Here is a 23316-nt window from a genome sequence, read left to right on the forward strand (position 1 = left end):
GTCCGGACCAGCACCCCACTGACCCGGCGTACCAACCCCGACTCCGAAGGAGCATCACCATGTCCAACCCCGCCCCCACCCCGAGCCCCAGCGCCGGCACCAGCTTGGCCATCGGCGTGGTCCGACCGGTCGGACCACCCTCGAAGCACCAACTCGCGCTGATGATCTGGATCGCGGTCTTCCCGACCCTCACGGTGCTGAACCTGACCATCGGCCCATCACTCAAGGACGCGAACCCCGTCCTGCGGACCTTCGTCCTGGCCACCATCGCGGTCCCCATCGTCATCTACGGGCTGATGCCGCGCCTGCACCAGGCCCGCGGTCGCATCCTCGCCCGCCGCGCCGCCTGATGTCTCACCCGGCCGCGGACCGCCTGCAACGCGGAGCTTCCTGACTCGTCGGCCGGAAGCCGTTCTCCCCGATGCGGCCCCCGCCCGACGTCCTCGCGGTCCAGGACCGCACCAGCGCCCCCGGCTCCCCCTTCTGGAGCCGGGGGCGTCCCACGTCACCCACCCCAACCGCCCGCAGTCGGCACTCGGCATGAGCCTGGAAGAGATCACCACCCTGCTCACCACGTGTGGTGACGACCGCTCACCACACCGGTTCCTAGGTTCACGGTCCAGCAAGGCACTACCGACACCGACACAGCAGCCGCCGCGCAGCCCCGGACATCTCGGAACGGGCGCCACAACCGCCGGCCACCACACTCGAAAGGCACGACCATGAACCGACTCACCCGCGCCTTGGCGATGGCCAGCGCGAGGCACCCGTGGCGCACGATTGCGAGCTGGGTGCTCGCGGTAGTCGCCGTCTTCTTCTTCGCGGCCGTCGGCGGCGGCACGTTCGTCGACGACTTCTCCGCACCCGGCAGCCAGAGCTCCCGGGCGATGGACCTCGTCAACAGCAACTTCCCCGAAGCTGCCAAGGGCAACGCCCTCGTTGTGTTCCAGGCACCTCCCGGCACCACACTCGACGAGGACCAGGCAGACGTCACCGCCGTCCTGGCGAGGGTGGCCCGGCTCGACCACGTCGCGTCCGTCACCGATCCGTTCCAGACCGGAACCATCTCCGAGGACGGCCACATCGGGTACTCGCTGATGACCCTCGACGTCGCGGAGCGCGAGATGGGCAAGCCGGCCTTCGCGACGCTCTCGCAGGGCGTCACCAGCATCAACACCGGTCCGGACGCCACCGACCTGCGGGTCGAGCTCGGTGGCGACGCGGTGTTCCTGAACGCGGGAGGCGGCGACTCCGGTCACGTCGGCGTCGGCCTGCTCGTCGCGCTCCTGGTCCTGCTCGTCGTGTTCGGCACATTCGTCGCCGCGGTCCTGCCCATCGGTCTCGCCCTCGTCGCGGTCGGTGCCGCCATCGGGGGCATCACCCTGATGGCCGGCTTCATGGACGTGTCCGTCTCCGCCATCCCCGTCGCCGGTCTGGTCGGACTCGGCGTGGGTGTCGACTACGCCCTGTTCGTCGTCGCCCGCTACCGGGAGAACCGCTCCGCCGGCCGCGACAACCAGACAGCGCTCGCCGGCGCCATGGGGACCTCCGGTGCGGCGGTCGTGTTCGCCGGCGGCACCGTCGTCATCGCCACCTCAGCGCTCGTCATCACCGGTGTCGGCGTGCTGACCTCCATCGGCCTCGCGACCGCGATGATGGTGCTCTCCTCGGTCATCGCAGCCGTCACCCTGCTCCCGGCACTGCTCAGCCTGCTCGGTGACCGCATCGACACCGGTCGCATCGGGCGCCGTCATCGCCCGGTCAAGGCCGCCGAGGAGACCGCCTGGTGGAGGTTCGGGCACCGCGTGTCCGCCCGCCCGTGGCCCTACCTGCTCGGCTCCGTCGCCCTTCTGCTGGCCTTCGCCGCCCCCGCACTGTGGATGCAGACCGGGTTCCCGGCCGCCGGTGACGCCCCGAAGGAGACCACCCACCGCCAGGCCTACGACCTGCTCACCGAAGGGTTCGGTGTTGGCATCAACGCACCCTTGATGGTCGTCGTCGACCTCAGCGCCCCGGGCACGGACGCCGCTGGAGTGGATGCGGTGGCCGACGACATCGCGGCCGTCCCGGGTATCGCCTCGGTCGGCGAACCGCAGACCTCCCAGGACGGCGACACCCTCGTGTTCACCGCCACCCCGACCACCGGCCCAGCCGACCTGGACACCTCAGCCACCATCGACCGGGTCCGCGCCGTCATCCCCGGCAACGTCTACATCTCGGGCATCACCGCCGTCACCGACGACCTCAACGCCCAGCTGTCGGCCAAGCTGCCGCTCTTCATCGGAGCCGTCATCGCGGTGTCCTTCCTGCTGCTGATGATGGTGTTCCGCTCCATCCTCGTCCCGCTGAAGGCGGCGGTGATGAACCTGCTGTCCATCGGAGCCGCCTATGGGCTCCTCGTCGTCGTCTTCCAGCAGGGCTGGGGCGCGGAGCTGTTGGGCCTGGACGGGCCGACCACCATCACGTCGGTCATCGTCATCATCATGTTCCCGATCCTGTTCGGGCTCTCGATGGACTACGAGGTCTTCCTGCTCTCCCGCATCCGCGAGGAGTACGACCGCACCGGTGACAACACCGAGTCCGTCGCGCGTGGCCTGGCCGGCACAGGCCGGGTGGTGACCTCCGCCGCCCTCATCATGGTCGCGGTGTTCTCCAGCTTCATCTTCAGCCCGATTCCGTCGCTGAAGATGCTGGGCCTCGGGCTCGCGTTCGCCGTCCTCATCGACGCCACCATCGTGCGGATGATGCTGGTGCCCGCAACGATGGCGCTGCTCGGCACCGCGAACTGGTGGCTGCCTGCATGGCTCGACCGGGTCCTGCCGCACCTGACCGTCGAGAACCACGACGACGCGCAGCCCACCAGCACGGCCCACTCGCCGAAGCCGCCCGCGGACAACCCCACGTCCGCGACCAGCGAGCTCATCGGTCATTGAGCACGAGAGCCAGCTGTCGTCCTTCGGGTAGTCCACCCGGAGGGCGGCAGCATGTTCACGTCGACCCGACGTGGTTGCGACCCAAGACCGGGTCGAACAACGGCAACGTCCCCCGCCAAGGCGTCCCTTGAGGGCGCTAGAGCCGTTGCCGAAAGTCTCGGCCACGTACTCGGGGTCCTGTCTACACACGAAAGAGAACGGCGCTCGGTCGTCCACGGTGACGGCGATGCTGCCGCACCAGACATCTCCGTCGCGTACCAGAACTGGCACGGCTGCGATTGGGACCGTTCGGACGGTGCCGGCAATGGCGGCCGACCACCGGTGGTCGGCCAACGGCATCTCGGACCGCTCGAAGAAGTTGCGTCACTCCGCCGCGTTACACCGCGCCCGCTCCCGTCAGGCAGCAATCGCTGGCCACACGACAGCGACGACGCTCTCGGGGATCGTCTCTCTTGGGTCGCCGCGGTAGAAGGCGCCGAAGTAGCTCCCGAAGCACATGGTGGCGACGGTGTGCTTGTCGACGCCTGCGGACACCGCCCCACGTTCTTGCAGCTGCGACAGGACGCTCTCGACGAGACAGACGCGCGGTTCGACTGCGTGCTTGCGCAGCATCTCGAACAGCTCTGGTGTCCTGACCACCTCGCCGGCGAAGTTGCCCATCAGCACCATCGCGTCGGGGTTGAAGTACGCCGGATCCAGACGGCGGACAGCCTCAACGAGGGCTTCGCGTGGCTTCAACCCGTCAATGTCGATGCGATACTGATCGCGCTGCTTTCGAAAGCCGTAGTCGAGCGCGTCGGCGACAAGCTCCAGCTTGTTGTCCCATCGCCGGTAGAGCGTGGGACGACTCACGCCGGCGTCGGCTGCTATGTCGCCAAGGGTCATGCGGGAATAGCCGTCCTGGACGAGGCGGGCGCGGGTCGCCAGGATGATCGCTTCGTCGAGTGCCGGGTTGCGCGGACGCCCGCCGGCACGCGAAGCATCCAAGGCTGCGGGACGATTCGTCGTTGTGCGCCCACTGGTCATCTACCACCTCGCAAGCAGTGTCGGAGCCCCATCGTATCCAGTTTCGTTACACGCACTTGCCGTTATTCCCAACGTTACATACAGTGCTTGTAACGTAATTATCGATCCGGCAACCTGAATCGGGCATGGATGGCCAGGCGAGGTCTGGCACAGAGAGAAGGTGTCCCAGATGAAGGCAATCGTGGCGACGGATCCGGCTGCGGGTTTGGCCGGTATGGCGCTGACCGAGCGCCCTGACCCGTTGGCGGCGATCAACGACGTCGTCGTTCGGATTCATGCGTCGGGTTGGGTCGCGACTGAGCTCGAGTGGCCCTCGACCTGGACCGATCGTGCCCACCGCGACCGGACGCCATCGATCCCCGGACACGAGCTCGCTGGAGTGGTCACCGAACTCGGCTATGGCACGACGGGGTTGTCGGTAGGACAGCGGGTCTTCGGCCTGGCGGACTGGCATCGTGACGGCACCTTGTCGGAGTACGTGGCGATCGAGGCGCGCAATCTTGCACCGCTGCCCGATGACGTCGACTTCGCGGTCGCGGCTTCGCTACCGATCTCGGGCCTGACCGCCTGGCAGGGATTGTTCCAGCATGGCGACCTTCGACAGGGCCAGCGCGTCCTGGCGCATGGTGCGGCCGGCGCAGTTGGCGCGATGGTGACCCAGCTGGCCTCTGAAGCCGGCGCTCATGTCATCGGCACCGGGCGCGCCGCCGACCGAGACAAGGCGCTCGCCTTCGGCGCACACGACTACGTCGACCTCGAGAACGACGAGCTGCAAGACGTAGGCGAAGTCGACTTGGTCTTCGACGTCATCGGCGGCGAGGTCCAAGAGAGCTCCTCGGCCCTGGTCAAGGCCGGAGGCACACTGGTCTCCGTCGTCGGCCCCGTCGGGAACCGCCCAGCCGACGGCCGAGCAGTGGACTTCGTCGTCGAAGCCGACCGCAGCCAACTGGTCGAGATCGTGACGCGGGTGCGTGACGGAAGACTGCGGACCAACATCGGGACGACGACATCTCTCGATGACGCCATCGCCACCTTCAACTCCAACGAACGGCCCAAGGGAAAGACGATCATCAGCGTTCGCCCGTAAGGACCTGGGCACCCTGGCGTTCTGCGCGGATTTCGGCGAAGTGAACTTCGGGCGCGCATCGCGTCCGAGGTTCAGTGGGCGAGTTCGCTCAGGACGAGAGCGCCGTGGGAACGGACCGGTTCCAGGTCGGCGGGCTGCACCACGGCCCGTTCGGCGTCGGCGACCACGAGCTCGACGTGGTGGGCGAGGAGCCGACGGTCATCTGGGCCGCCGCAGAACCGTCCGGTGGTAGCCAAGACTCGCAGCAGCGCCCGGTCGACTCGGGGCTCGGCGCAGCCGTAGCGCCGGATCTGGCCGGTGGCCAGGTCGAGGTAGTAGGACAGGTCCCTGCCTGGCACCACCACCCGGAGCGCGCCGCTGACGTCGTACAGTCGTTGGCAGCCGAGCGGGTGGCGCACGAGTGTGGCCAGCAGGACGCCCAAGTGCTCCAGCGCCTGGATGCTCGTGTAGGGGTCGTTGATGGCGGGAGAGAGCGCTTTGACGGCGATGTCGGCGAGCTGGCGGATACCGAAGGCCACATCCTGCTCCATGGTGCGCTCGAAGCCCACCCGCACCGCGGTCGGTAGCGCCGCGCTTAAGGGTGCCACGTCCGTCGCGGGCCTCGCGTCGGTGGTATGCCACAGCCAGAGCAGTGGTGCTCCCTCGACGACGTACTCGCCCACCATCGTGGACACCACTGCCACCATGTCTTGGTCGGTGAGCAGTGGCAGGAGCACCTCTGGGTGCGTGGTCTGCACGTAGCCGGACCTGTAGGCCGGCACCGGCAGCGCCCAGGCCGGCCACGACGGCGGCGGCTCCCCCGTCACGCCCTGGGTGGGCAGGTCATGCTCGATCACGTGGAGGGTCTGGCGCTCTACCGACCTCATCACCTCGTCGATCTGGATGGAGTGGGCCAGATGATGCACGAAGAAGACCAGCATCAGCAGGCTGAGGAACAGGAGGGCGAGGGCGAAGCTGACCGCGAGCCGCGGATAGTCCTCCACTCGTTGCCCCGCTCTGACCCCGACCGTGAACAGGCCGGCCGTGGCGTAGGTGAACGTCGCGACGAAGATGCTGAGCACGATCTGGTTGGGCCGGTCCCGGAGGAAGTTCCGCAGTAGCCGGGGTGAGAACTGGGTCGAGGCCAGTTGCAGCGCGACAACGGTCAGCCCCAGGACCAAGGCGATCACGGTGGCCAGCGTGCTGGAGATCGCGATGAGTAGGGTCCGCGCGTCGTCGGGGGTGCCCTGGAAGACATACCAACGCGCCGAGGACACCTCGATCCTGGACAACAGGTAGCCGGCGCCAAGGGCCAGGACGACTGCGATCGTGGGCAGCACCCACAGGGCGCCCCGCAGGTATTCCCAAGCGGCCTCACGTCGCACGCTGACCACAGTGGCCGGGGCACGCCGAGCCGTCAACGTTTCGCGTTGGTCCGAGAAGAGGGCGCGTGCCTCATGAACGATAGACGCCGCACATGACGACGTTCACTGCGACTGGGCCGAAGTGGTCGACCTGAGCGACGTCCCCCGATGGCAGCCGACGAGCATGCGTTCCCCTGGTCGGTTGCCGTGTCCTATTCGCGGGCCTCCTCGCGGGCGAGGATGAACGCGACACCCAGCGCCCCAACGGCGACACCAAGCGCGGCGACCGGATCGGCCCACCAAACGCCGGCACCGCTGAGCGCTGTCCCGATGACGGTCACCACCGCAAGCACGGCGCCCGTCGCCGAAAGCATGCCGTCTGAGAACAGCGCGTGACTGGCTCATCTTGCGGCGGGCCAGAATCGACAGGACGACCGCCGAGGCCGCGGCCGTGAGCATGCCGAGGATGCTGGCATCGCCGTGAGTCCGCGTCGTCAGTCGCTGGACGCTCTCTGCGGCGGTCGCGACGGCCACGACCACCAGGCCTGAGTTGACGACCAGGAACGCCACTCGTTCGTGGCGCTCGGAGAACGTCTCGTGCCGCAAAGCGTGACGGAAGTGGACCACCAGAGCCGTTGACCCCGCCGCGTCCAGGAGGCCGGTGGCACCAAACGCCACCAAGACCAAGTCGGATGCGGTGATGCCAGAGACTATCGCCACTGCACTGGCCGCGACCGTCCACACGATCGACCACACCGAGACCCGGAGACCGGACTGGAGGTTACTGACGGTCGAAGAGGCGTGGGGCACAGGCGACCTTCCGCCGACCAGACTTCCCGGCACACCCGCTTCGGACCCTCTCGGGAGAAAAGCCTAACCCGACCCCCTCATTCCGCCGTTGGCACCTTTCCCGAGGTGTGTCACACCGCCGCGTCAGCTCGCCGACTATCCGTCGCCCAGTGACCGGAGCCGACGAGCGGTCGTTCGGAACTACTAGCGCTCCCACGCCCCGGGCGTACGCTCGGAGCATGGTCGCGTCAGCCCTCTACAGGCTGTACAACCCCCGCAACCGCGAATGCGGCTGCGACCCCGACTGTTGGTGCCAGCGCACCAGTCTTGGCCGGGCTTTCCGCTGGTGGTTCCCCGGACGGTACTTCGGGATGCCGCACAAGTCCCGGGGATCAGATGGATGGAAGCAAGCGCAAGGCGAGACCAAGTAGGACCTGGAAGAACTGTCCGCCCATTCCCCGATCCGCGCGGGCACCAGGATGGGTCTTTCCGCCGGGTGGGGACCTTCGCCGCAAGTCGGACGCATCTGCCGATGTGCGGTTCGTCCCGCCTGACGGTTGGAAGTGCGCTTGAATATGGCGGTGAGGAAGGACCATCGCCGCGAGCTGTACAGCCCGACGTCCCAGGACGCCTTGCAGGTTCCCGACGTCGCAGGACCCGACGGTGTGCGCGTGACCCTTCGGATCGAACCCGCGGTCGATCGTCTCCGCCGGTGGCGTTTCATGGTCGCCACACCCAAGGTTCTGACCGATCCGGCCGAAACGTACCTCTCCTACCGCGTTCTCCCTGACCTGGTGCAGCGTTACGTGCTGGGAGACCGTTGGGCTGTCGAGGTTGAGGCGGACAGCGGCGAGCGGACGCGCGTCCATGCGAGCACGCGCAACGACGCAATCGAGCACGCCCGGAAAATCCACGACGGCATCGCAAGGCAAGGCGTCGCATTCCTCAGGACGTTCGCTCACTGACGCTGCCGAAAGGAAACGGCCCGCAGTGACCACTCGTGCCGGGACCCGACCTCGGCCATGCCTGGGACCCGAGGGCCGCCGAGATCATCCTCGACCGAGTGGGCCTCGACCATCCCGACGACACGGTTCGGTTCGAGGTCGCCCGAGCACTGCCCGGTGGCTTCGGCCCCCGCGACGCCTGCTGGCAACACGTCGTGGCGGCACTCATCACGCTGTCGGACGATCACAGCGCCGGGGTTCGAGACTGGGCCCTGCTTCGGGCTCGGCCAACTCAAGGCGTCTTCCCCCGCGGCTCGGAATGCGCTCACGGTGCGGCTGACCGACCCCGATACTCGAGCTTGAGGCGGCCGCCGAACTCGCGGACCCCAGGCTCTACCCGTTGCTCTTGCGCCTTGACGACGAATGGCGAGGCGACGATGACGACCTCATGCGCGTCCTCGCCTTCGCGCTCCGCCGATGCCACCTGGAGGCAAGGGCGCGGGCCACTCATGGAGAGCGCAACCTCATGGCCCGGGTCAACGCTCGACTCGCGGACGAGCCGCACACCGCCAACCTGACCGCAACCCTGCACGGGCAGTATCCCCGCACGATCTTGACCTTCATCGAACCAAGCGGAGCAAAGGTTTGGAGTCGAGCTCGAGGTCTGGGACGAGCGAGAGCCCGAGACCTACCCCCTGGAGCAGGAAGCGGCCAGCGCCGTCTTGACGCTCAAGAATGACCTGCGCCGATAGCTCACCACTCGACGCACGCAGCGCCCTCGCGGCCATAGCTGATGCTCGTGGGGCCTGGCAGGCCTTGGATGGGAACCTCACTTCGTGGTCACGAGGCTCCTGCTACTGGCAGACACCCATATTCCGAAGCGAGCACGCGCCTTGCCTGAGCAGGTGTGGCGGGCGGTCGAGGAAGCCGACCTCGTGATCCACGCGGGCGACTGGGTCGACGAGCGACTGCTCGATGACCTGCAGGCACGCGCGGCCCAGCTGGTCGGAGTCCACGGCAACAACGATCACGGCGCGTTGCGCGAGCGGCTGCCCGAGGTGGCACGGGTCCAAGTCGACGGGATACGCATGGGAGTCATCCACGAGACCGGTCCTACGAAGGGTCGTGAGGAGCGCTGCGCCGCCAGGTTCCCCGACGTGGATGTCCTCGTCTTCGGGCACAGTCACATCCCGTGGGACACGACGGCTCCCCGTGGACTGCGACTGCTCAATCCCGGCTCGCCGACAGATCGGCGGCGCCAGCCCGAATGCACCTACCTCACCGCCATCGCCGACGGCGGCTCGCTGCGCAACGTGACCCTGCACCCCGTACGGCGGGGGTAGATGACGCCCGGTCGCCTCTGGTCGTCATCGGCAACGTCTCCGAGGACGCGCAGACCCAGCAAGAGGATGCCTCCCGTCGTACGCTTCGCGCATGTCGCGGAGCACCTTGTGAGCGGGTGGCGAGCGGGGCTGCCCACGTCGCGCTGACGTGGCTCGCTGTCCTCGTGTTCGCGTTCGCCGCGTACATGATCGGCGTGTACCTCCTCTTCGTGGTCATGGTGCGCGTCATGGAGCACCTCACCGACGACTTGGAACGGCCACCACGCCGAGAGCGGTTCAAGGATCATTGGCCGATGGCGAAGATGTCCGAAACATGCCGTTCGTCGTCCCGATGTGCTTCAAGATGACGCCGTGGGAAGAGTCCGGATCGGGGTGGCGTGGACGAGACTCCGTCGCGCTCGAGCGCGCCTCTTCGTCGCAGTGGCCGCTGTGACGACGGCGGTTCGGCATTGGCACGGCTGGCTGGGCTGGGCGCTCGGCGTCTTCGCCGCTGTAGGCGTCATGCTTTTCGAGCTTCGGCAGTGGTGGGAATACCTCACCGATGGCAAACGCAAGAACCCGACACCCGAGCCTCACCTGTCGGGATCAGCTCGGTTTCGAGAGCCAGGAATGACCGCAGTACGGCTGCTGGCCACAGGTGATCGACCCGAGCTCGTTGCCCGACGTCTCCGCGTCGTGACGAACCTCGACGATGCACGGATCGCCGATCTGATCAAGACCACGCCGGTGAACCTGCCGGACCTCCTCAGTCTCCGCAGCGCGGAGCACGTCGTCGACGCTCTCCGCCACGCCGGAGCTGACTCTCAGATTCTCATCCACGGCCTTCTTACCGACGCTCAGGAGCACGTAGACCCGCCTGGCGACACTGTCGCGGAGCGTCGAGGCGCGCGATGAGCGCGATGTAGCAGCGGACTCAGGTGCGACACTTCGCCGCGAGGTCACGTGGACCGGGCTCCGAGGCGGACGTGACCAGGCGAGTATGCCGTGCCGGTGACGGACTACGGTGGGACCGCCCGGTCCAGACGACCCGAGGATGACCACATGGCGCGCATCGATCCGCAGACGGTCCTGCTTCACAGCCACGGGCTGTCCTACATCGACAGCGGATCCGGGCCGGTGATCCTCTTCATCCACGGGATCCTCGGCTCGCAACGGCAGTGGGCACACCTGGTCGACAACATGGACGACGACTACCGGGTTCTCGTGCCCGACCTGTTTGGTCACGGCGAGTCGGCCAAGCCGGTGGGCGACTACTCGCTCAGTGCGCACGCCGCGACCTTGCGCGATCTCCTCGACCACCTCGGCATCGCGCGGGTCACGCTCGTCGGACATTCGCTCGGCGGCGGCATCGCGATGCAGTTCTACTACCTCTTCCCCGAACGGGTGGATCGCCTCGTCCTGGTCTCCAGCGGCGGGCTGGGCCGTGAGGTCAACCTCATCCTCCGTTCGGCGACGCTGCCCGGCGCGAAGCAGGTGCTCAGCCTCGTGGCTTCTGCACCCGTCCTAGCCCGGGTCGAAGCCCTGGGCCAGCGTGCGACCCGGATCGGATGGCGCCCCACCGCCGACGTCGACGCCATGTGGCGAGGGTTCAGCTCGCTCGCCGACCGAGAGAGCCGCAACGCGTTCCTCGCGACCGCGCGTTCCGTGATCGACTTCGGCGGCCAGACGGTCAGCGCGCACGATCACCTTGCCGGCGTACGCCCGATCCCGACCCTCATCGTCTGGGGCTCCAAGGACCGCATGATCCCTGCGTGGCATGCGCTGAACGCACAGCGCGCCATCCCCGACTGCCGCGTCGAGCTCTTCGAGGGGGCCGGACACTTCCCGCATCTCGACGACCCCGACCGCTTCGCGATCGTGCTCCGCGACTTCATCAGCGCGACCGCCGGTCCTGAGTCACCGCAGGTGTCTCAGACGCCCGACGGAGCGGGTGACCAGTGAGAGATCGTGCCGGTCGCGGCCCCGGCGAAGGCGACCCTGTTGACTCGACGGGTGGGAGTGGTGAGGGTGGTGGTCAAGGCGTTGAACCTCTCTCGTTGTTGTCCGAGATGAGCGTGTCAGCGGGCATCGCCGCGCGGACGGCTTCGGCCACGCCGATCTGAGGAAGGACGCGAGCCATGGCCAGGGGTCGGCCAGCTCTTCACTCGCCGAAGATGTCAGACGTGACCGCCCCAGGCGCGCACTTCGCAAGAGAAGGGACCAACGTCCCACTGCGCCACCGTCGGCTCGCGCCGATGTGAGAGTCCCTACGGCGCGGATGGGGGGAGGATCGAGATGTGCGCGACGCCAACGCCGAGAGTGGCGTTGACGAGGGCGCCGGTGCGGAGCTCGAAGGTCTCCACCGGTTCGTCAAGGCTGTCGGCGAGCACGGGGATGCCGACCACCCGCGAGGCGGTGCCGGGTGGGAACGTCACTGTCATGGTGACGGGCGTGAAGTCGTTGGTGTCCGCGGTGCCGACGACCGTGTGCAGCTGGACGGAGACCGTGCGGCCGCTGGGGCGCGACAGTGTGACCGGCACCGAAGCAACCGTCGATCCGGCGGCAGGCTCGGGGACGCTGACGTCGGCCAGTCGGAGGACGGGCGGTGGGTCGTCGTCGTCGATGATGCCGCGGGCGCTGGTGCGCCGGATCGTGAGGCCTCGCGGTGCTGACAGGCGCAGCCGGATCATCTCGGTGGGCTCGTCGAGACTGTCGCCGAGCACCGGCACCCGCACCACGGCGCGGGTTGCCCCCAGGGGGAACCACACGCGGACCCGTTGCGGTAGGTAGTCGAGGCCTGCTCTGGCGCCGTTGTCGGCCGTGGTCACCAGGACACTGGTGGCCCGCGAGGTCGGCCGGTCCAGGCTGAGCGAGAAGGCCAAGGTGGAGCGAGAGCCGGTGCGTTCGCTCACCCGAGCATCCGAGATCGACACCGCCGGAACCGGCGGGACCGGCGTCCCGTGGGAGCCGAGCGAGGCGAAGCAGTAGCCCCGTGCGCGGGCGGTGCCGATAATGCGCGGGACCGCTGCGACCGAGCTCGGCGAGTTCCCGACGCCGTCGTGCTGCAGCACGATGTTGGTGCGGTGCGGACGCAGTTGCGCGAGGACGCTCGAGGCGATCGCGTCGGTGGACCGGCCCGGGCGCCAGTCCTGGGGGTCGACCGTCCAGAGCACCGGCACGCCACCCGTCCCGGAGATGACCGAGCGGACTCGGGCGTTGACAGCGCCGTACGGCGGACGCACCAGCCGCGTCATCGGCACTCCCGCGTCCGCGGCCGCTTGCCGTGTGCGCCGTAGCGTGGCGCGGATCGCGTCGTCGCTGAGTCGGGTCAGCTGCTCGTGGTGGTCGGTGTGGTTGCCGATGGCGAATCCAGCGCGAGCGACCCGGCGGGCGACGCTCGGGGCCGAGCGGATGCGCTCGCCCACCATGAAGAAGGTGGCCGGCACATGGTGTGCGGTGAGGATGCCGAGCAGCTCGGGCGTCACGTCGGAGGCGGGCCCGTCGTCGAAGGTGAGCGCGACAAGCCCAGCAGAGCACCGGCGTGGCGCGGCTGCCGCCGGTCCGGAGGGCAGGACGACCACGAGTGCCGCGATGATCGTCGACACGATCATCACCACGGTGAGCATCACGGGCCTGCCAACACGTCCCACCCGCTCGCCCCCTCGTGCGCGTCGGCAACCGCCGATTCCGGACCCACAGGATGACACCCACCACCGGTCCGCGCGGGCCAAACCAGACCAACCAGCCCAAATGTCGCCGGACGGCCTGACCGCCTACTGCCGCAAGCGAGCCGATAGCTGAGCAGCCAGTTCGACGGACGCTTCGATCTCCTCGCGGCGGATCGACACGCTCTCCACGTTGAGGCCGAACGGCACCCCCAAGCGTCGGCAGTAGTCGATGAGCTCGGCTGCCGTGACGACCGCCTGCTCCAGCGACGCGGTCAGCGGGTTCGCCGCGTGCCGCAGGTCGTTCTCGATCCATCTCGGCACGTCGACTCCGAGCCAGCGAAGGAACTCGAGGGTCTTCATCGAGCCGCACACCGAGAACGTGAAGACAATCGGCACCGGGGCCACCCCTCGCGCCTCGCACTCGTAGCGGTAGTCCGAGACGAGGTTCTTGGCGGCGTTGAGGTCGTAGACGACCTGGGTGATGAAGAACCGGCAGCCCGCCTCCTGCTTGGCGATCAGGCGCAGGTGCTCGTTGTCTCGCCGACTGTGCCGTTCAGGGATCGCCACTCCGCCCAGCAACAGGTCCGGGTTCAGCTGGGCACGGATGGCCTGCGCCTCGGCGAGCGAGACCGGCGCGGACGTGCCGCTGGACGCAGCGCCGACCATGACGGTCAAGGTGCGGTCCGGGTCCTGCTCGGAGATCCAGGACTCCAGGCTCCTGCGCTGATACTTGCCGACCGCGCGGTAGATGATCACCGGTGTCTTCCATGCCTGGAGGTGGGCAGTGCGGTAGTCGGACGGGTCGACGGTGGGGCTGAACGGGAACGGACGCTCGTCCGGGTTGCGGGCGCTCTCGTCATCGATGTCGTAGACGACAAGACCATCGAGGTCGAGTCCACTCAGCCGGTCGATCGTGGCCCGAGCGATCTCAGGAAGTCGTTCGTCGGGCGTCGACCGCCGAGGCGGCGTGATCGCGAAGAGAAGGAACTCTCCCCCACCGGAACGCAGGTGTGCCACAAGTTCCACGACGCGACCGTAGCGGATCCCCGAACCAGGGCCCGCCGCCCGATAGCGTCCGGGAGTGCCCACGCCTCGCTCTTCCCGTGCTCGTCGACGCCGGGCGTCACCACGCCGGAGCGGCACGCGACAGCCATCGCGACCGTTGCCGGCCGCCGGGCCGGGCGAGCGGCTGTGGGTGCTCGACGTCCCCTACGGGGCGCAGGTGGACGGCGCGTCCTGGCACCCGGCCGTCAAGACCCATCTGTTCGTCGGGCGGTCTTTGCCCGCGCACCTTGCGCCCTACGCTCCGGGGCCGTACACGCTCGGCCGGTTCATCGAGAACACCCTCAACCCGGACAGTCCAACCCCCAACCCCGAGCAGACCGACGCCCTCGAGCCCCGCAGGATGCAGTTCGAGGCGGCTGATGCGATCGCGGCCCGGGCTGCCGCGGGCGGGCGACAGTTCCTGCTGGCCGACGAGCCTGGGGTCGGCAAGACGATCGCCGCGGTCCTCGGGGCGACGGCGGTGGGCGACCTTCGCGGCGCGCGGCGGGTGCTCGTGGTGGCCGACCGGCCCGCCGCGATCACGATCGGCCACTGGTGCCGCACGATCACGGCGCTGGGCGACGGGGGTCTGGAATGGGTGGTGATCACGTGGGACCGTCTGGACAAGGTCAAGGACCACACGTGGGACGTGATCATCGCGGATGAGGCGCACGCGCTGCGACGTACGACGACGAAGCGGTGGAAGCTGTGGGCGCGGATCTCGGGGCACGGGCGGCCGCACGACAAGGCGCCGTTCGTCATCGCGACGACCGCTACCCCCGGACACATGCCGCTGGAGCTGGCCTATCTCGCTCCCGCATATGCGCAGGTGCTCGGCGAGCCGATGCAGGAGTGGACCTCGGCGGCGCAACCCGGGGCCGCGTTCGCGGCCGCGCTCGAACGCCACGGCGTCGGGATCGAGCACGGGCGCTACGGCGCGACGTGGACCACGGACACGGCGCGGCGCGCCGCGGACCTCAAGCTGGTCCGCGGTTGGCTCGCCGACGTGCGGCCCCCAGCGATGCTGCACCGCGCCGCGCCGTGGGGGCCGGTGCCGATCTCCGGCATGCCGGTGGCACTGACGCCGGCGGAGCGGACTGCCTACGAGGCCGAGTGGGGTGAGTTCTGTCGTGAGATGGAGATCGCGCGACGTGGCCGCAATGTGGCGCAGGGGCGCGCCGCGCTGCTGCGCTTCCGACAGAAGGCCGGGCTGATCCGTGTCGACTCGACGGTGGCCTGGATCGCCCAGCAGGTCCAGGCCGAGCGACAAGTGGCGTGCTCGGTCGAGTTCGTCGCGACCGCCGCCGACCCGATCGCCGACCGACTGCGTGACTCCGGCATCGACGTGGCCACGATCTACGGGCGCGGCCGGTTCGACTCCGAGGCCGAGCGGCTCCGGTTCCAGACGGGAGAGGCGAAGGTCTGTGTCTTCACCTCGGTCGCCTCGTTCAGCCTGCACGCCGGTGAGACCCTCGCCGACGGCCGCTCGGCCAGCACCGAGCCGCGGGTCGGCGTCTTCCACCAGGCCCGCTTCTCGGGCATCGCCGGACGTCAGGTGACCGGGCGCACCCACCGTGACCACCAGGTCTCGCCGTGGCACATCGCCTACGCCGAGAGCACGGTCGAGGAGCAGGTCGGCAAGCTGATGGTGGAGCGGATCGCAGCAGCCTCCGCCATGGTAGGAAGCGACACGACGGGTCTCACCGACATCGCCCAGCTCTTGGGGGCCGACTGGCTGCCCTCCACGGCCCTGACCGAGGACGGCACGTGACCGGAGGGCGCCTCACGCGGAGATGCTCCGTTGGTCGCGTCGTAGCGGGTGGTCCTCCGGCACCTCGACGAGCACGATCCGTACGCCGTCGGGGTCACTGACCCACATCTCGATCAGACCCCACGGCTCCTGGAGCGGCTCGCGGATGATCGGCACGCCGGCGGCGCTGAGCCGCTCGTGCTCGGCGGCGACGTCACGGACCTGCAGCCACAGCTCGACGGTCGGGGTCGCCGACCCTGTGGGAGCAGTTCCGGACACCTCCAAGAAGGCGCCGCCGAGGAAGAAGACCACACCCCCGCTGAACTCCCGGTAGACCGCAAGCCCCAACGCCTCGCGATAGAAGCGCTGCGAGCGCTCCGAGTCCGTCGGATGGAGGAGCACACGACTGGCAAGGACGTCCATGTGCCCATCTTGGTGCCCCGCCACCGCCGGACAGGGGTTCTTGTCCAAACCCTTGTCGGGGCAATCGACGGTGGGTGATCCTGACCGCATGAAATCCGGCATCCGCGCTGCTGTGGTCTCCGCGCTGCTCTCCGTGCTGGTGGTAGGCGGCAGCTCACCTTCGACCTCGGCGGCGCTCCCACCTCCTCGACAGCAGGCGGTAGGCGTCGCGCAGCTTGCCTCGTCGTCAGGTGCGCCCTCCGCTTCCCCGCGTGCGGCGCTCACGGTCGGCGGCAGCGCATGGGTGGCGGTGTCCGTGGCGCGGCTGTGGGAGTCGCCATCGGCGCCTTGGTCAGTGGACGCGCCGGCGCTCGAGAGTCCGGTCCGCTTCCGGGCATGGCTGGCAGACATGAGCCTTTCCCAGCGGCGCGCCCTCGACGTACGCAGCGACACCGAGGCCCTCTTCGGTGATCGGGTCGTCGTCGTCGCACTGCGGCCCGGCTGGGTCAAGGTCGTGGTGCCCTCACAACCCAGTCAGAAGGACCCCCGCGGATACCCGGGCTGGATCCCCCGCCGCCAGCTCACCGCCCGCACACCGGCCCGCACCGCTCAGGTCGCCACGGTGACCGCGCGCACCGCATGGCTGCGCTCCGACGACGCCGGCCACAGGCGAACCGTCGAGATCAGCTTCGGGACGACGCTGCATGTGGCAGGCAAGGTCGGACCCTGGGTGCGCGTCCTGACACCGCGCGGGTTCGTCCGTCGGGTCGCGAGCAGCACCGTGGTGGTCCATCGTCCGCAACGTGCCGCCATCGCGCCCTCACGGGCGAGCCTCAAGCAGACGGCGATGTCGTTCCTCGGCCTGCACTACCTGTGGGGCGGCCTGTCCGGATTCGGCCTCGACTGCTCGGGTCTGACCTGGCTGGACTATCGCGCCCACGGCATCCGGATCCCGCGCGACGCGCTCCCCCAGTCACGCCATGGCGTCCCCACGTCGACCCGAGCGACAGGGGATCTCATCTTCTACGCCCACCACGGGCTCGTTCACCACGTCTCCATGTACATCGGGAACGGCTACATCATCCACGCGCCACACACCGGCTCAACGGTCCAGATCGTCCCGTTCTCGCAGCAGCCGCTGCGCAGCGAGTACGCCGGCACGCGCCGGTATGTCCCCTAGCTCGCGGGGTTCACCTGGGCCTCGGGCGGGTACTCAGGACGCTGGCCGTGCCCGCGACGGGAGGGTCGAGGACGCGAGCCGCGATTGCGGTGGGGGTCCTGTCTCACAGGAAGGTGCGGCATGGTGTGGTGTGGGGTGGAGCAGTCGTGACGCTGACCGCCAACATCGCGACCTGTGACACGCCGGACCGCCACGAATGGGCGCTCCGGTCGATCGAGTTCGAGGACGTCGGCTCTGTGCGCGTCTTCGAGTGCCAGCTCTGCGGCAGGGTCGACCACCGCGGCGCCGGCCCCTGACGGCATCCCAGGCGTGAGGGATTGGCCACCTCACATTGGACCTGCGTTCACCGGGCGTCCCTAGCGTCCGGGCTCGACTCCACTGTCAAGCCCGAAAGGCGTCTCATGGACCTACGACTCTCGGTCGGCGCAGCAGCCGGCGTACTCCTTGCTGGTGCCGCCCTGGCAGCGCTGCCCCCGGCCAACGCGACATTCCCCGACCGACTGCCCGGCAGTGCGCTCCCGGCGGGTGCGATCCACCACGTGCTGGTGATCGACCTCGAGAACGAGGACTACGACACCTCATTCGGGCCGTCCTCGCCGGCTCGCTATCTCAACGACGTGCTGGTGCCGCAGGGCCAGCTGCTCACGCAGTACTACGGCATCGGCCACTTCAGCACCGACAACTACTTGGCGCAGATCTCGGGCCAGGCACCCAACAAGGTGTCCGGCAACGACTGCATCACCGACCTGGCGACGTTCACCTCGACGTACACCGACGTCACCCCCGGGACCCCGGACTCCGACCAGGCCACCTACCCCGGCCAGGTCGACGGGAGCGGTTGCGTCTACCCGGCGAGCGTCCAGACCATCGGCGACCAGCTCGACGCCCGGCCCGGTGCCGGCAGCCACTCGGGCGGGCTCACGTGGCGGCAGTACGCCGAGGACATGGGCAACGACCCGGCCCGCGACTTCGGCACCTCGGACCCGATGGGCGGCACCGACTGTGCCCACCCGGCCAAGGACGGCGCGTTCCCCAACAAGGCCACCCCGACCGATCAGTACGCCATCCGGCACGTGCCCTTCCTCTTCTTCCACTCCGTCACCGACCGTCAGGCCTACTGCGACCAGCACGTGGTGCCGATGGGGACCGTCAAGGTCAGCGCGGAGGGTGACGTGTTCGCCGGCCACCTCGCCCAGGACCTCGCCCAGGAGCGCACGACGCCCTCCTTCGCGATGGTCACCCCGAACGTCTGCTCCGACGGACACGACGCGACGTGCATCGGCACGAACACCGAGGGTGGCCACCAGGGCGGACTCGTCGCCGCGGACCTGTGGCTGAAGCATTGGATGCCGCTGATCCTCGGCTCGCCGGCCTACCGCAGCGGCCACATGCTGGTCGTTCTCACCTTCGACGAGTCCGAGATCACCGACTCGACCGCGTGCTGCCAGGAGCAACCCGGCCCGGACAACGCCAACCCCGGCTACCCGCCCCTGGCGGGCCCGTTCCTGCACTTGCCCGCGCCGACCCGCGCCGGGCAGTACCCCGGTGGCGGACGCACCGGCACGGTCCTGCTGAACTCGAAGTGGATCGCGCCGGGGTCGGTGAATGCGACGCCGTACAACCACTACTCCGCGCTGCGCAGCTATGAGGACCTGCTCGACATCACCACCGGCGGGTCCGACGGTCGCGGACATCTCGGCTTCGCGGGCCAGCCGGGCCTGCGGTCGTTCGGGAGCGACGTCTTCAGCCACTGACGGATGGCAGCTGGGCGGGGGTCTCGATACGCCTCCGCCTAGCGGATCCGGCCACTCGATCAACGAGCGGCTGGGCGGGGGTCTCGAGAAGGGGCCGCATGGCCCCCGCGGACCGCTCGGCCCTAGCCTGTCCCCGTGACGGGAACCGGGCGGGCCGTCGAGATCCACGTGGTCGCGGACTCGACCGGAGATACGGGCGCGCGCGTCGCGCGGGCGGCGCAGGCGCAGTTCCCGGACTTCGAGATCTCCGTCGTCCGCCACCCGCGGCTGCACGACCTGGCCGGCGTCGAGGACGTCCTCGACCAGCTCCGCGCCGCTCCCGACGAGGCCGTCGTGTTCTGCACCGTCGTCGATCTCTCCCTGCGCGAGCGGGTGCTCGAGGGGTGCGCCGCGCTCGCGGTGCCGTGCGCCGACCTCATGGCGCCCGCGCTCGAGGCGGTGGTCGAGCGCACCGGAGCCCAGCCCACCCGTGTGGTCCAGCCCGTGGGACTGGCCGCCGACTACTTCGAGCGCATCCATGCGATGGAGTTCGCAGTCGCCAATGACGACGGCCACCTCGTGGACGGCGTCGAGGAGGCGGAGATCGTCCTGGTCGGGGCGTCGCGGACGGGGAAGACGCCGCTGTCGATGTATCTCGGCTACCTCGGCTACCGGACCGCCAACATCCCGCTCGTCGCCGGCGTCGCTCCCCCGGCCGAGCTGTTCCGGGCCGACCCGTGGAAGGTCGTCGGCCTCACCATCGACCCTGAGCGGCTCGTCACGATCCGGAGGCGACGGGTCGACCTCATGGGCGCAGCCGGGCACGGCGGCGGCCGGCTCGGGGGCTATGCGGACCTGGCCCGCATCTACGAGGAGCTCGATGAGGTGGCGAAGATCCAGCGCCGCCTAGGCTGCCCCGTGCTGGACACGACCTCCCTCGCCCTGGAGGAGGCGGCCGGCCGGGTGATCGAGCTCGTCAGCGCACGACGTCGGGTCTATGCGGCCCAGCAACCGAGGAGACAGACATGACCGACCACACCTTCGTCTACGACTTCTCCGCCGGCAACGCGGAGATGAAGCCGCTGCTCGGCGGCAAGGGCGCCGGCCTGGCGGAGATGACGAGGATCGGCGTGCCCGTCCCGGACGGCTTCACCGTCACCACGGAGGCCTGCGTCGCCACGATGAAGGCTGGCGGCACCTGGCCGTCCTCGCTCTGGGACGAGATCGAGCAGCACCTCGACGCCCTCGAGCAGCGCACCGGACGCAGGCTGGGGGCGGCCGAGCGGCCGCTGCTGGTCTCGGTGCGCTCTGGCGCCGTCTTCTCCATGCCCGGGATGATGGACACGATCCTCAACCTTGGGATCTCCGACGAGGCGGCCGAGGGCCTCGCCGCCGAGACCGGCAACCCCCGGTTCGCCTGGGACTCCTACCGACGGTTCGTGCAGATGTACGGCGAGGTCGTCGAGGGCGTGCCCGCCCACGCGTTCGAGGACGAGCTCACTGCGCTGAAGTCCCGCCGCGGCGTCACCCAGGACACCGACCTCGACGTCGACGACCTGCGCGAGCTCGTGACGACCTTCCGCCGCGTGGCCCGCCAGCAGGGTGCGGACCTGCCGACCGACCCGCGCGAGCAGCTCCGGCGCGCCGTCAACGCCGTCTTCGCCTCGTGGGACAACCCGCGCGCCGGCGTCTACCGCAAGCTCAACGACATCCCCGACGACCTGGGCACCGCCGTCAACATCCAGCAGATGGTCTTCGGCAACCGAGGCCCGACCTCGGCCACGGGCGTCGCATTCACGCGCAACCCCTCGACCGGGGTCAGGGAGCTCTACGGCGAGTTCCTCACCAACGCTCAGGGCGAGGACGTGGTCGCCGGCATCCGCACGCCACGGCCACTGGCGGAGCTGCGGACCGAGCTGCCGGAGGCCTACGACGAGTTCATCGAGACGATGCAGCTGCTCGAGAGTCACTACGGCGACATGCAGGACATCGAGTTCACCATCGAGGAGGAGCGGCTCTACCTGCTCCAGACGCGCACCGGCAAGCGCACCGCGGCCGCCGCGCTGAAGATCGCCCGCGACATGGTCGAGGAGGGCGTCATCGACCGGGCCGCTGCCCTGGGACGGGTCGAGCCCGCCCAGCTCGACCAGCTGCTGCACCCGGGGCTCGACGGCTCGCACGACGCCACCCCGGTGACGAAGGGGCTGAACGCCTCCCCCGGCGCCGCCGTCGGCCAGGTCGTCTTCGACGCCGACACGGCGGCCGAGCGCGGCAAGGCCGGCGACGCCGTCGTCCTCGTGCGGTGGGAGACCACGCCCGACGACATCCACGGCGTGGTCGCCGCCCAGGGCGTGCTGACCGCGCACGGCGGCATGACGTCGCACGCCGCCGTCGTGGCGCGCGGCATGGGCAAGCCGTGCGTGGCCGGCGCGGGCGACCTGCGCATCGACGCCGAAGCGAAGACCGTGACCATCGGCGACACGGTGCTCACCGAGGCGGACACGATCACCCTCGACGGCACCACCGGCAACGTGTACGTCGGCGCCCTCGAGCTCGTCCCCCCGCAGATCACCGACGACTTCCGCGAGGTGCTCGGCTGGGCGGACGACGTACGCCGGCTGGGGGTGCGTGCCAACGCCGACACCGGCCCCGACGCGGCGAAGGCGCGCGAGCTGGGCGCCGAGGGCATCGGGCTGTGCCGGACCGAGCACATGTTCATGGCGGCCGACCGGCTGCCCGTCGTACAGGCGATGATCCTCGCCTCGACGCCCGAGGGGCGGGCGGATGCGCTCGACAAGCTGCTGCCCATGCAGCAGTCCGACTTCGAGGAGATCTTCACCGCGATGAGCGGGCTGCCGGTCACGATCCGGCTCATCGACCCGCCGCTGCACGAGTTCCTCCCCGACCTGGTGGAGCAGTCGCTGGTGGTGCAGCGACTCGAGGACGCGGGCACCACCGGTCCCGAGCTCGACGCCGCGCGGGCCATGCTGGCGCAGGTCAAGCGCCTCTCGGAGATGAACCCGATGCTCGGCACCCGCGGCGTGCGGCTCTCGCTCCTCTACCCCGAGATCTGCGTCATGCAGACGCGCGCGATCGTCCGGGCCGCCCTCGCCGTGCGCGCAGCGGGCGGCGACCCACGTGTCGAGATCATGGTCCCCCTCGTCGGCTTCGCCGAGGAGCTCAAGAGGATGCGCGAGGTCATCGTCGAGACGGCCGACGCCGTGCTCGCCGAGGCGGGGGTCGAGCTCGAGTACGCCGTCGGCACGATGATCGAGCTGCCCCGCGCGGCGCTCACCGCGGACCAGATCGCCGAGCACGCGGACTTCTTCTCCTTCGGCACGAACGACCTCACCCAGACGGCGGTCGGCATCTCCCGCGATGACGCGGAGGGCTCGTTCCTCGGCGCCTACATCGACGCCGGGATCGTGCCCGCCAACCCGTTCGCATCGGTGGACGTGGATGGCGTGGCCGAGCTGGTGCGCATCGGCGTCGAGAAGGGACGCGGAGCGCGGTCGAAGCTCAAGACCGGGGTGTGCGGCGAGCACGGGGGCGACCCTGCGAGCATCGCCGTCTTCGACGGCATCGGCTTGGACTACGTGAGCTGCAGCCCCTATCGCGTTCCGCTGGCACGGCTCGCAGCGGCGCGCACGACGCTGGCGAAGGAGTAGTCGCGCGGATCGGGACCCGCGGTCGGCTCCATCCGGCTGGCGAGGCGAATACGTACCGATGTGCGTAGTTCCGCGGATGTCCTGCTGCGCGCAGCCGGACAGGGTAGGGGTCACGACATCCACGACGTCCGGCACCCCGACGACGCCCGGTGAGGAGAACCGCTGTGAGCCACGCCCTGATCCCCAGCAAGCCGACGCCGAAGCCGGCGTCGACCCAGTCGCGCCGTCAGGTCGGCGGCGTCGCGCCGCGGGTGCCGGGCGTGAGCTCGACCGTCCTCGGCCGTCGGATCCGCGGCGCCTGACCTGATCGTGAGACACCGGGCCGCAGATCCGCGGCATGGGGGAAAGATCGCCAGGACTGGGTAGGTTCCGCACGGTCCCTGCCAGTCCATCGGCTCTGGATGGAGAGTCGGTGCCGAAGACCGCT

General features: G+C 69.1%; 20 protein-coding genes. 13 read left to right on the forward strand and 7 right to left on the reverse strand.

The annotated features are described in order from the left end of the window. Positions 1-59 precede the first annotated feature (59 nt). Together ACYQ1K_RS22365 and ACYQ1K_RS22370 are read left to right on the forward strand one after the other, a co-directional pair. A complete protein-coding gene (locus ACYQ1K_RS22365) occupies positions 60-350 on the forward strand; it encodes a putative antibiotic biosynthesis monooxygenase (RefSeq protein WP_459985529.1) in 291 nt (96 codons plus the stop codon). 372 nt (positions 351-722) lie between these two features. Beyond that, positions 723-2933 (forward strand): MMPL family transporter, encoded by a 2211-nt coding sequence (locus ACYQ1K_RS22370; RefSeq protein ID WP_459985530.1) that lies wholly within the window; start codon positions 723-725, stop codon positions 2931-2933. Positions 2934-3329: 396 nt separating this feature from the next. Here ACYQ1K_RS22370 and ACYQ1K_RS22375 read toward each other — a convergent pair whose 3' ends face one another. After that, entirely contained in the window at positions 3330-3959 is a 630-nt protein-coding gene (locus ACYQ1K_RS22375; protein WP_459985532.1) for a TetR/AcrR family transcriptional regulator, read from the reverse strand. Between the two features lie 169 nt (positions 3960-4128). On the opposite strand from ACYQ1K_RS22375, the gene ACYQ1K_RS22380 reads away from it, so the two are divergent. Further along, positions 4129-5046, forward strand: a complete 918-nt coding sequence (locus ACYQ1K_RS22380; protein WP_459985533.1) for an NADP-dependent oxidoreductase — start codon at positions 4129-4131, stop codon at positions 5044-5046. A gap of 71 nt (positions 5047-5117) precedes the next feature. On the opposite strand, the gene ACYQ1K_RS22385 is transcribed toward ACYQ1K_RS22380, so the two are convergent. Beyond that, positions 5118-6410 carry a DUF2254 domain-containing protein gene (locus tag ACYQ1K_RS22385; RefSeq protein WP_459985534.1) on the reverse strand — a complete coding sequence of 431 codons (1293 nt, stop codon included), beginning with the start codon at positions 6408-6410 and terminating at the stop codon, positions 5118-5120. Between the two features lie 191 nt (positions 6411-6601). Then, positions 6602-6763, reverse strand: coding sequence for a hypothetical protein (locus ACYQ1K_RS22390; protein ID WP_459985535.1), 162 nt, complete (start codon positions 6761-6763; stop codon positions 6602-6604). Positions 6764-7759: 996 nt separating this feature from the next. Between ACYQ1K_RS22390 and ACYQ1K_RS22395 the strand changes: the two genes are divergently transcribed. Beyond that, positions 7760-8143, forward strand: a complete 384-nt coding sequence (locus tag ACYQ1K_RS22395; protein WP_459985536.1) for a hypothetical protein — start codon at positions 7760-7762, stop codon at positions 8141-8143. 815 nt (positions 8144-8958) lie between these two features. Continuing rightward, complete coding sequence (locus tag ACYQ1K_RS22400; protein ID WP_459985537.1) at positions 8959-9465, forward strand: metallophosphoesterase family protein; 507 nt, start codon at positions 8959-8961, stop codon at positions 9463-9465. A gap of 585 nt (positions 9466-10050) precedes the next feature. Here ACYQ1K_RS22400 and ACYQ1K_RS22405 read toward each other — a convergent pair. After that, entirely contained in the window at positions 10051-10311 is a 261-nt protein-coding gene (locus tag ACYQ1K_RS22405; RefSeq protein WP_459985538.1) for a hypothetical protein, read from the reverse strand. A gap of 195 nt (positions 10312-10506) precedes the next feature. Here ACYQ1K_RS22405 and ACYQ1K_RS22410 point away from each other — a divergent pair, with 195 nt between their 5' ends. Then, entirely contained in the window at positions 10507-11406 is a 900-nt protein-coding gene (locus ACYQ1K_RS22410; RefSeq protein ID WP_459985539.1) for an alpha/beta fold hydrolase, read from the forward strand. 305 nt (positions 11407-11711) lie between these two features. Here the strand turns inward: ACYQ1K_RS22410 and ACYQ1K_RS22415 are convergent, their stop codons facing one another. Together ACYQ1K_RS22415 and ACYQ1K_RS22420 are read right to left on the reverse strand one after the other, a co-directional pair. Further along, positions 11712-13070, reverse strand: coding sequence for a polysaccharide deacetylase family protein (locus ACYQ1K_RS22415; RefSeq protein WP_459985574.1), 1359 nt, complete (start codon positions 13068-13070; stop codon positions 11712-11714). Between the two features lie 147 nt (positions 13071-13217). Next, positions 13218-14138 carry a methylenetetrahydrofolate reductase gene (locus ACYQ1K_RS22420; RefSeq protein WP_459985540.1) on the reverse strand — a complete coding sequence of 307 codons (921 nt, stop codon included), beginning with the start codon at positions 14136-14138 and terminating at the stop codon, positions 13218-13220. Positions 14139-14274: 136 nt separating this feature from the next. Between ACYQ1K_RS22420 and ACYQ1K_RS22425 the strand changes: the two genes are divergently transcribed. Next, a complete protein-coding gene (locus ACYQ1K_RS22425) occupies positions 14275-15927 on the forward strand; it encodes a DEAD/DEAH box helicase (RefSeq protein WP_459985542.1) in 1653 nt (550 codons plus the stop codon). 12 nt (positions 15928-15939) lie between these two features. Here ACYQ1K_RS22425 and ACYQ1K_RS22430 read toward each other — a convergent pair whose 3' ends face one another. Beyond that, a complete protein-coding gene (locus ACYQ1K_RS22430) occupies positions 15940-16329 on the reverse strand; it encodes a VOC family protein (protein ID WP_459985543.1) in 390 nt (129 codons plus the stop codon). A 388-nt stretch (positions 16330-16717) separates the two neighbouring features. Between ACYQ1K_RS22430 and ACYQ1K_RS22435 the strand changes: the two genes are divergently transcribed. From ACYQ1K_RS22435 to ACYQ1K_RS22460, 6 genes are all read left to right on the forward strand, one after another. Further along, entirely contained in the window at positions 16718-17488 is a 771-nt protein-coding gene (locus tag ACYQ1K_RS22435) for a C40 family peptidase (protein WP_459985544.1), read from the forward strand. Positions 17489-17634: 146 nt separating this feature from the next. Continuing rightward, on the forward strand, positions 17635-17784 hold the full coding sequence (locus ACYQ1K_RS22440; RefSeq protein ID WP_459985546.1) for a hypothetical protein: 150 nt from the start codon (positions 17635-17637) through the stop codon (positions 17782-17784). A gap of 105 nt (positions 17785-17889) precedes the next feature. Next, a complete protein-coding gene (locus ACYQ1K_RS22445; RefSeq protein ID WP_459985547.1) occupies positions 17890-19242 on the forward strand; it encodes an alkaline phosphatase family protein in 1353 nt (450 codons plus the stop codon). Between the two features lie 135 nt (positions 19243-19377). After that, entirely contained in the window at positions 19378-20250 is an 873-nt protein-coding gene (locus tag ACYQ1K_RS22450) for a pyruvate, water dikinase regulatory protein (protein ID WP_459985548.1), read from the forward strand. Further along, positions 20247-22889 carry a pyruvate, phosphate dikinase gene (ppdK, locus tag ACYQ1K_RS22455; protein ID WP_459985549.1) on the forward strand — a complete coding sequence of 881 codons (2643 nt, stop codon included), beginning with the start codon at positions 20247-20249 and terminating at the stop codon, positions 22887-22889. Before ACYQ1K_RS22450 ends, ppdK begins: the two co-directional genes overlap by 4 nt. A 164-nt stretch (positions 22890-23053) precedes the next feature. After that, entirely contained in the window at positions 23054-23191 is a 138-nt protein-coding gene (locus ACYQ1K_RS22460; protein WP_459985550.1) for a hypothetical protein, read from the forward strand. Positions 23192-23316 lie beyond the last annotated feature (125 nt).

The sequence above is a fragment of the Nocardioides sp. AN3 genome (genome assembly GCF_054653495.1).

What these genes read in the sequence shown, in the direction of transcription:
- ACYQ1K_RS22370 (WP_459985530.1), top strand. Translation starts at nt 723, where the DNA reads ATGAACCGACTCACCCGCGCCTTGGCGATGGCCAGCGCGAGGCACCCG.
- ACYQ1K_RS22375 (WP_459985532.1), bottom strand. Translation starts at nt 3,959, where the DNA reads ATGACCAGTGGGCGCACAACGACGAATCGTCCCGCAGCCTTGGATGCT.
- ACYQ1K_RS22445 (WP_459985547.1), top strand. Translation starts at nt 17,890, where the DNA reads ATGGACCTACGACTCTCGGTCGGCGCAGCAGCCGGCGTACTCCTTGCT.
- ACYQ1K_RS22430 (WP_459985543.1), bottom strand. Translation starts at nt 16,329, where the DNA reads ATGGACGTCCTTGCCAGTCGTGTGCTCCTCCATCCGACGGACTCGGAG.
- ACYQ1K_RS22410 (WP_459985539.1), top strand. Translation starts at nt 10,507, where the DNA reads ATGGCGCGCATCGATCCGCAGACGGTCCTGCTTCACAGCCACGGGCTG.
- ACYQ1K_RS22435 (WP_459985544.1), top strand. Translation starts at nt 16,718, where the DNA reads ATGAGCCTTTCCCAGCGGCGCGCCCTCGACGTACGCAGCGACACCGAG.
- ACYQ1K_RS22365 (WP_459985529.1), top strand. Translation starts at nt 60, where the DNA reads ATGTCCAACCCCGCCCCCACCCCGAGCCCCAGCGCCGGCACCAGCTTG.
- ACYQ1K_RS22380 (WP_459985533.1), top strand. Translation starts at nt 4,129, where the DNA reads ATGAAGGCAATCGTGGCGACGGATCCGGCTGCGGGTTTGGCCGGTATG.
- ppdK (WP_459985549.1), top strand. Translation starts at nt 20,247, where the DNA reads ATGACCGACCACACCTTCGTCTACGACTTCTCCGCCGGCAACGCGGAG.
- ACYQ1K_RS22390 (WP_459985535.1), bottom strand. Translation starts at nt 6,763, where the DNA reads ATGCTTTCGGCGACGGGCGCCGTGCTTGCGGTGGTGACCGTCATCGGG.
- ACYQ1K_RS22415 (WP_459985574.1), bottom strand. Translation starts at nt 13,070, where the DNA reads ATGCTCACCGTGGTGATGATCGTGTCGACGATCATCGCGGCACTCGTG.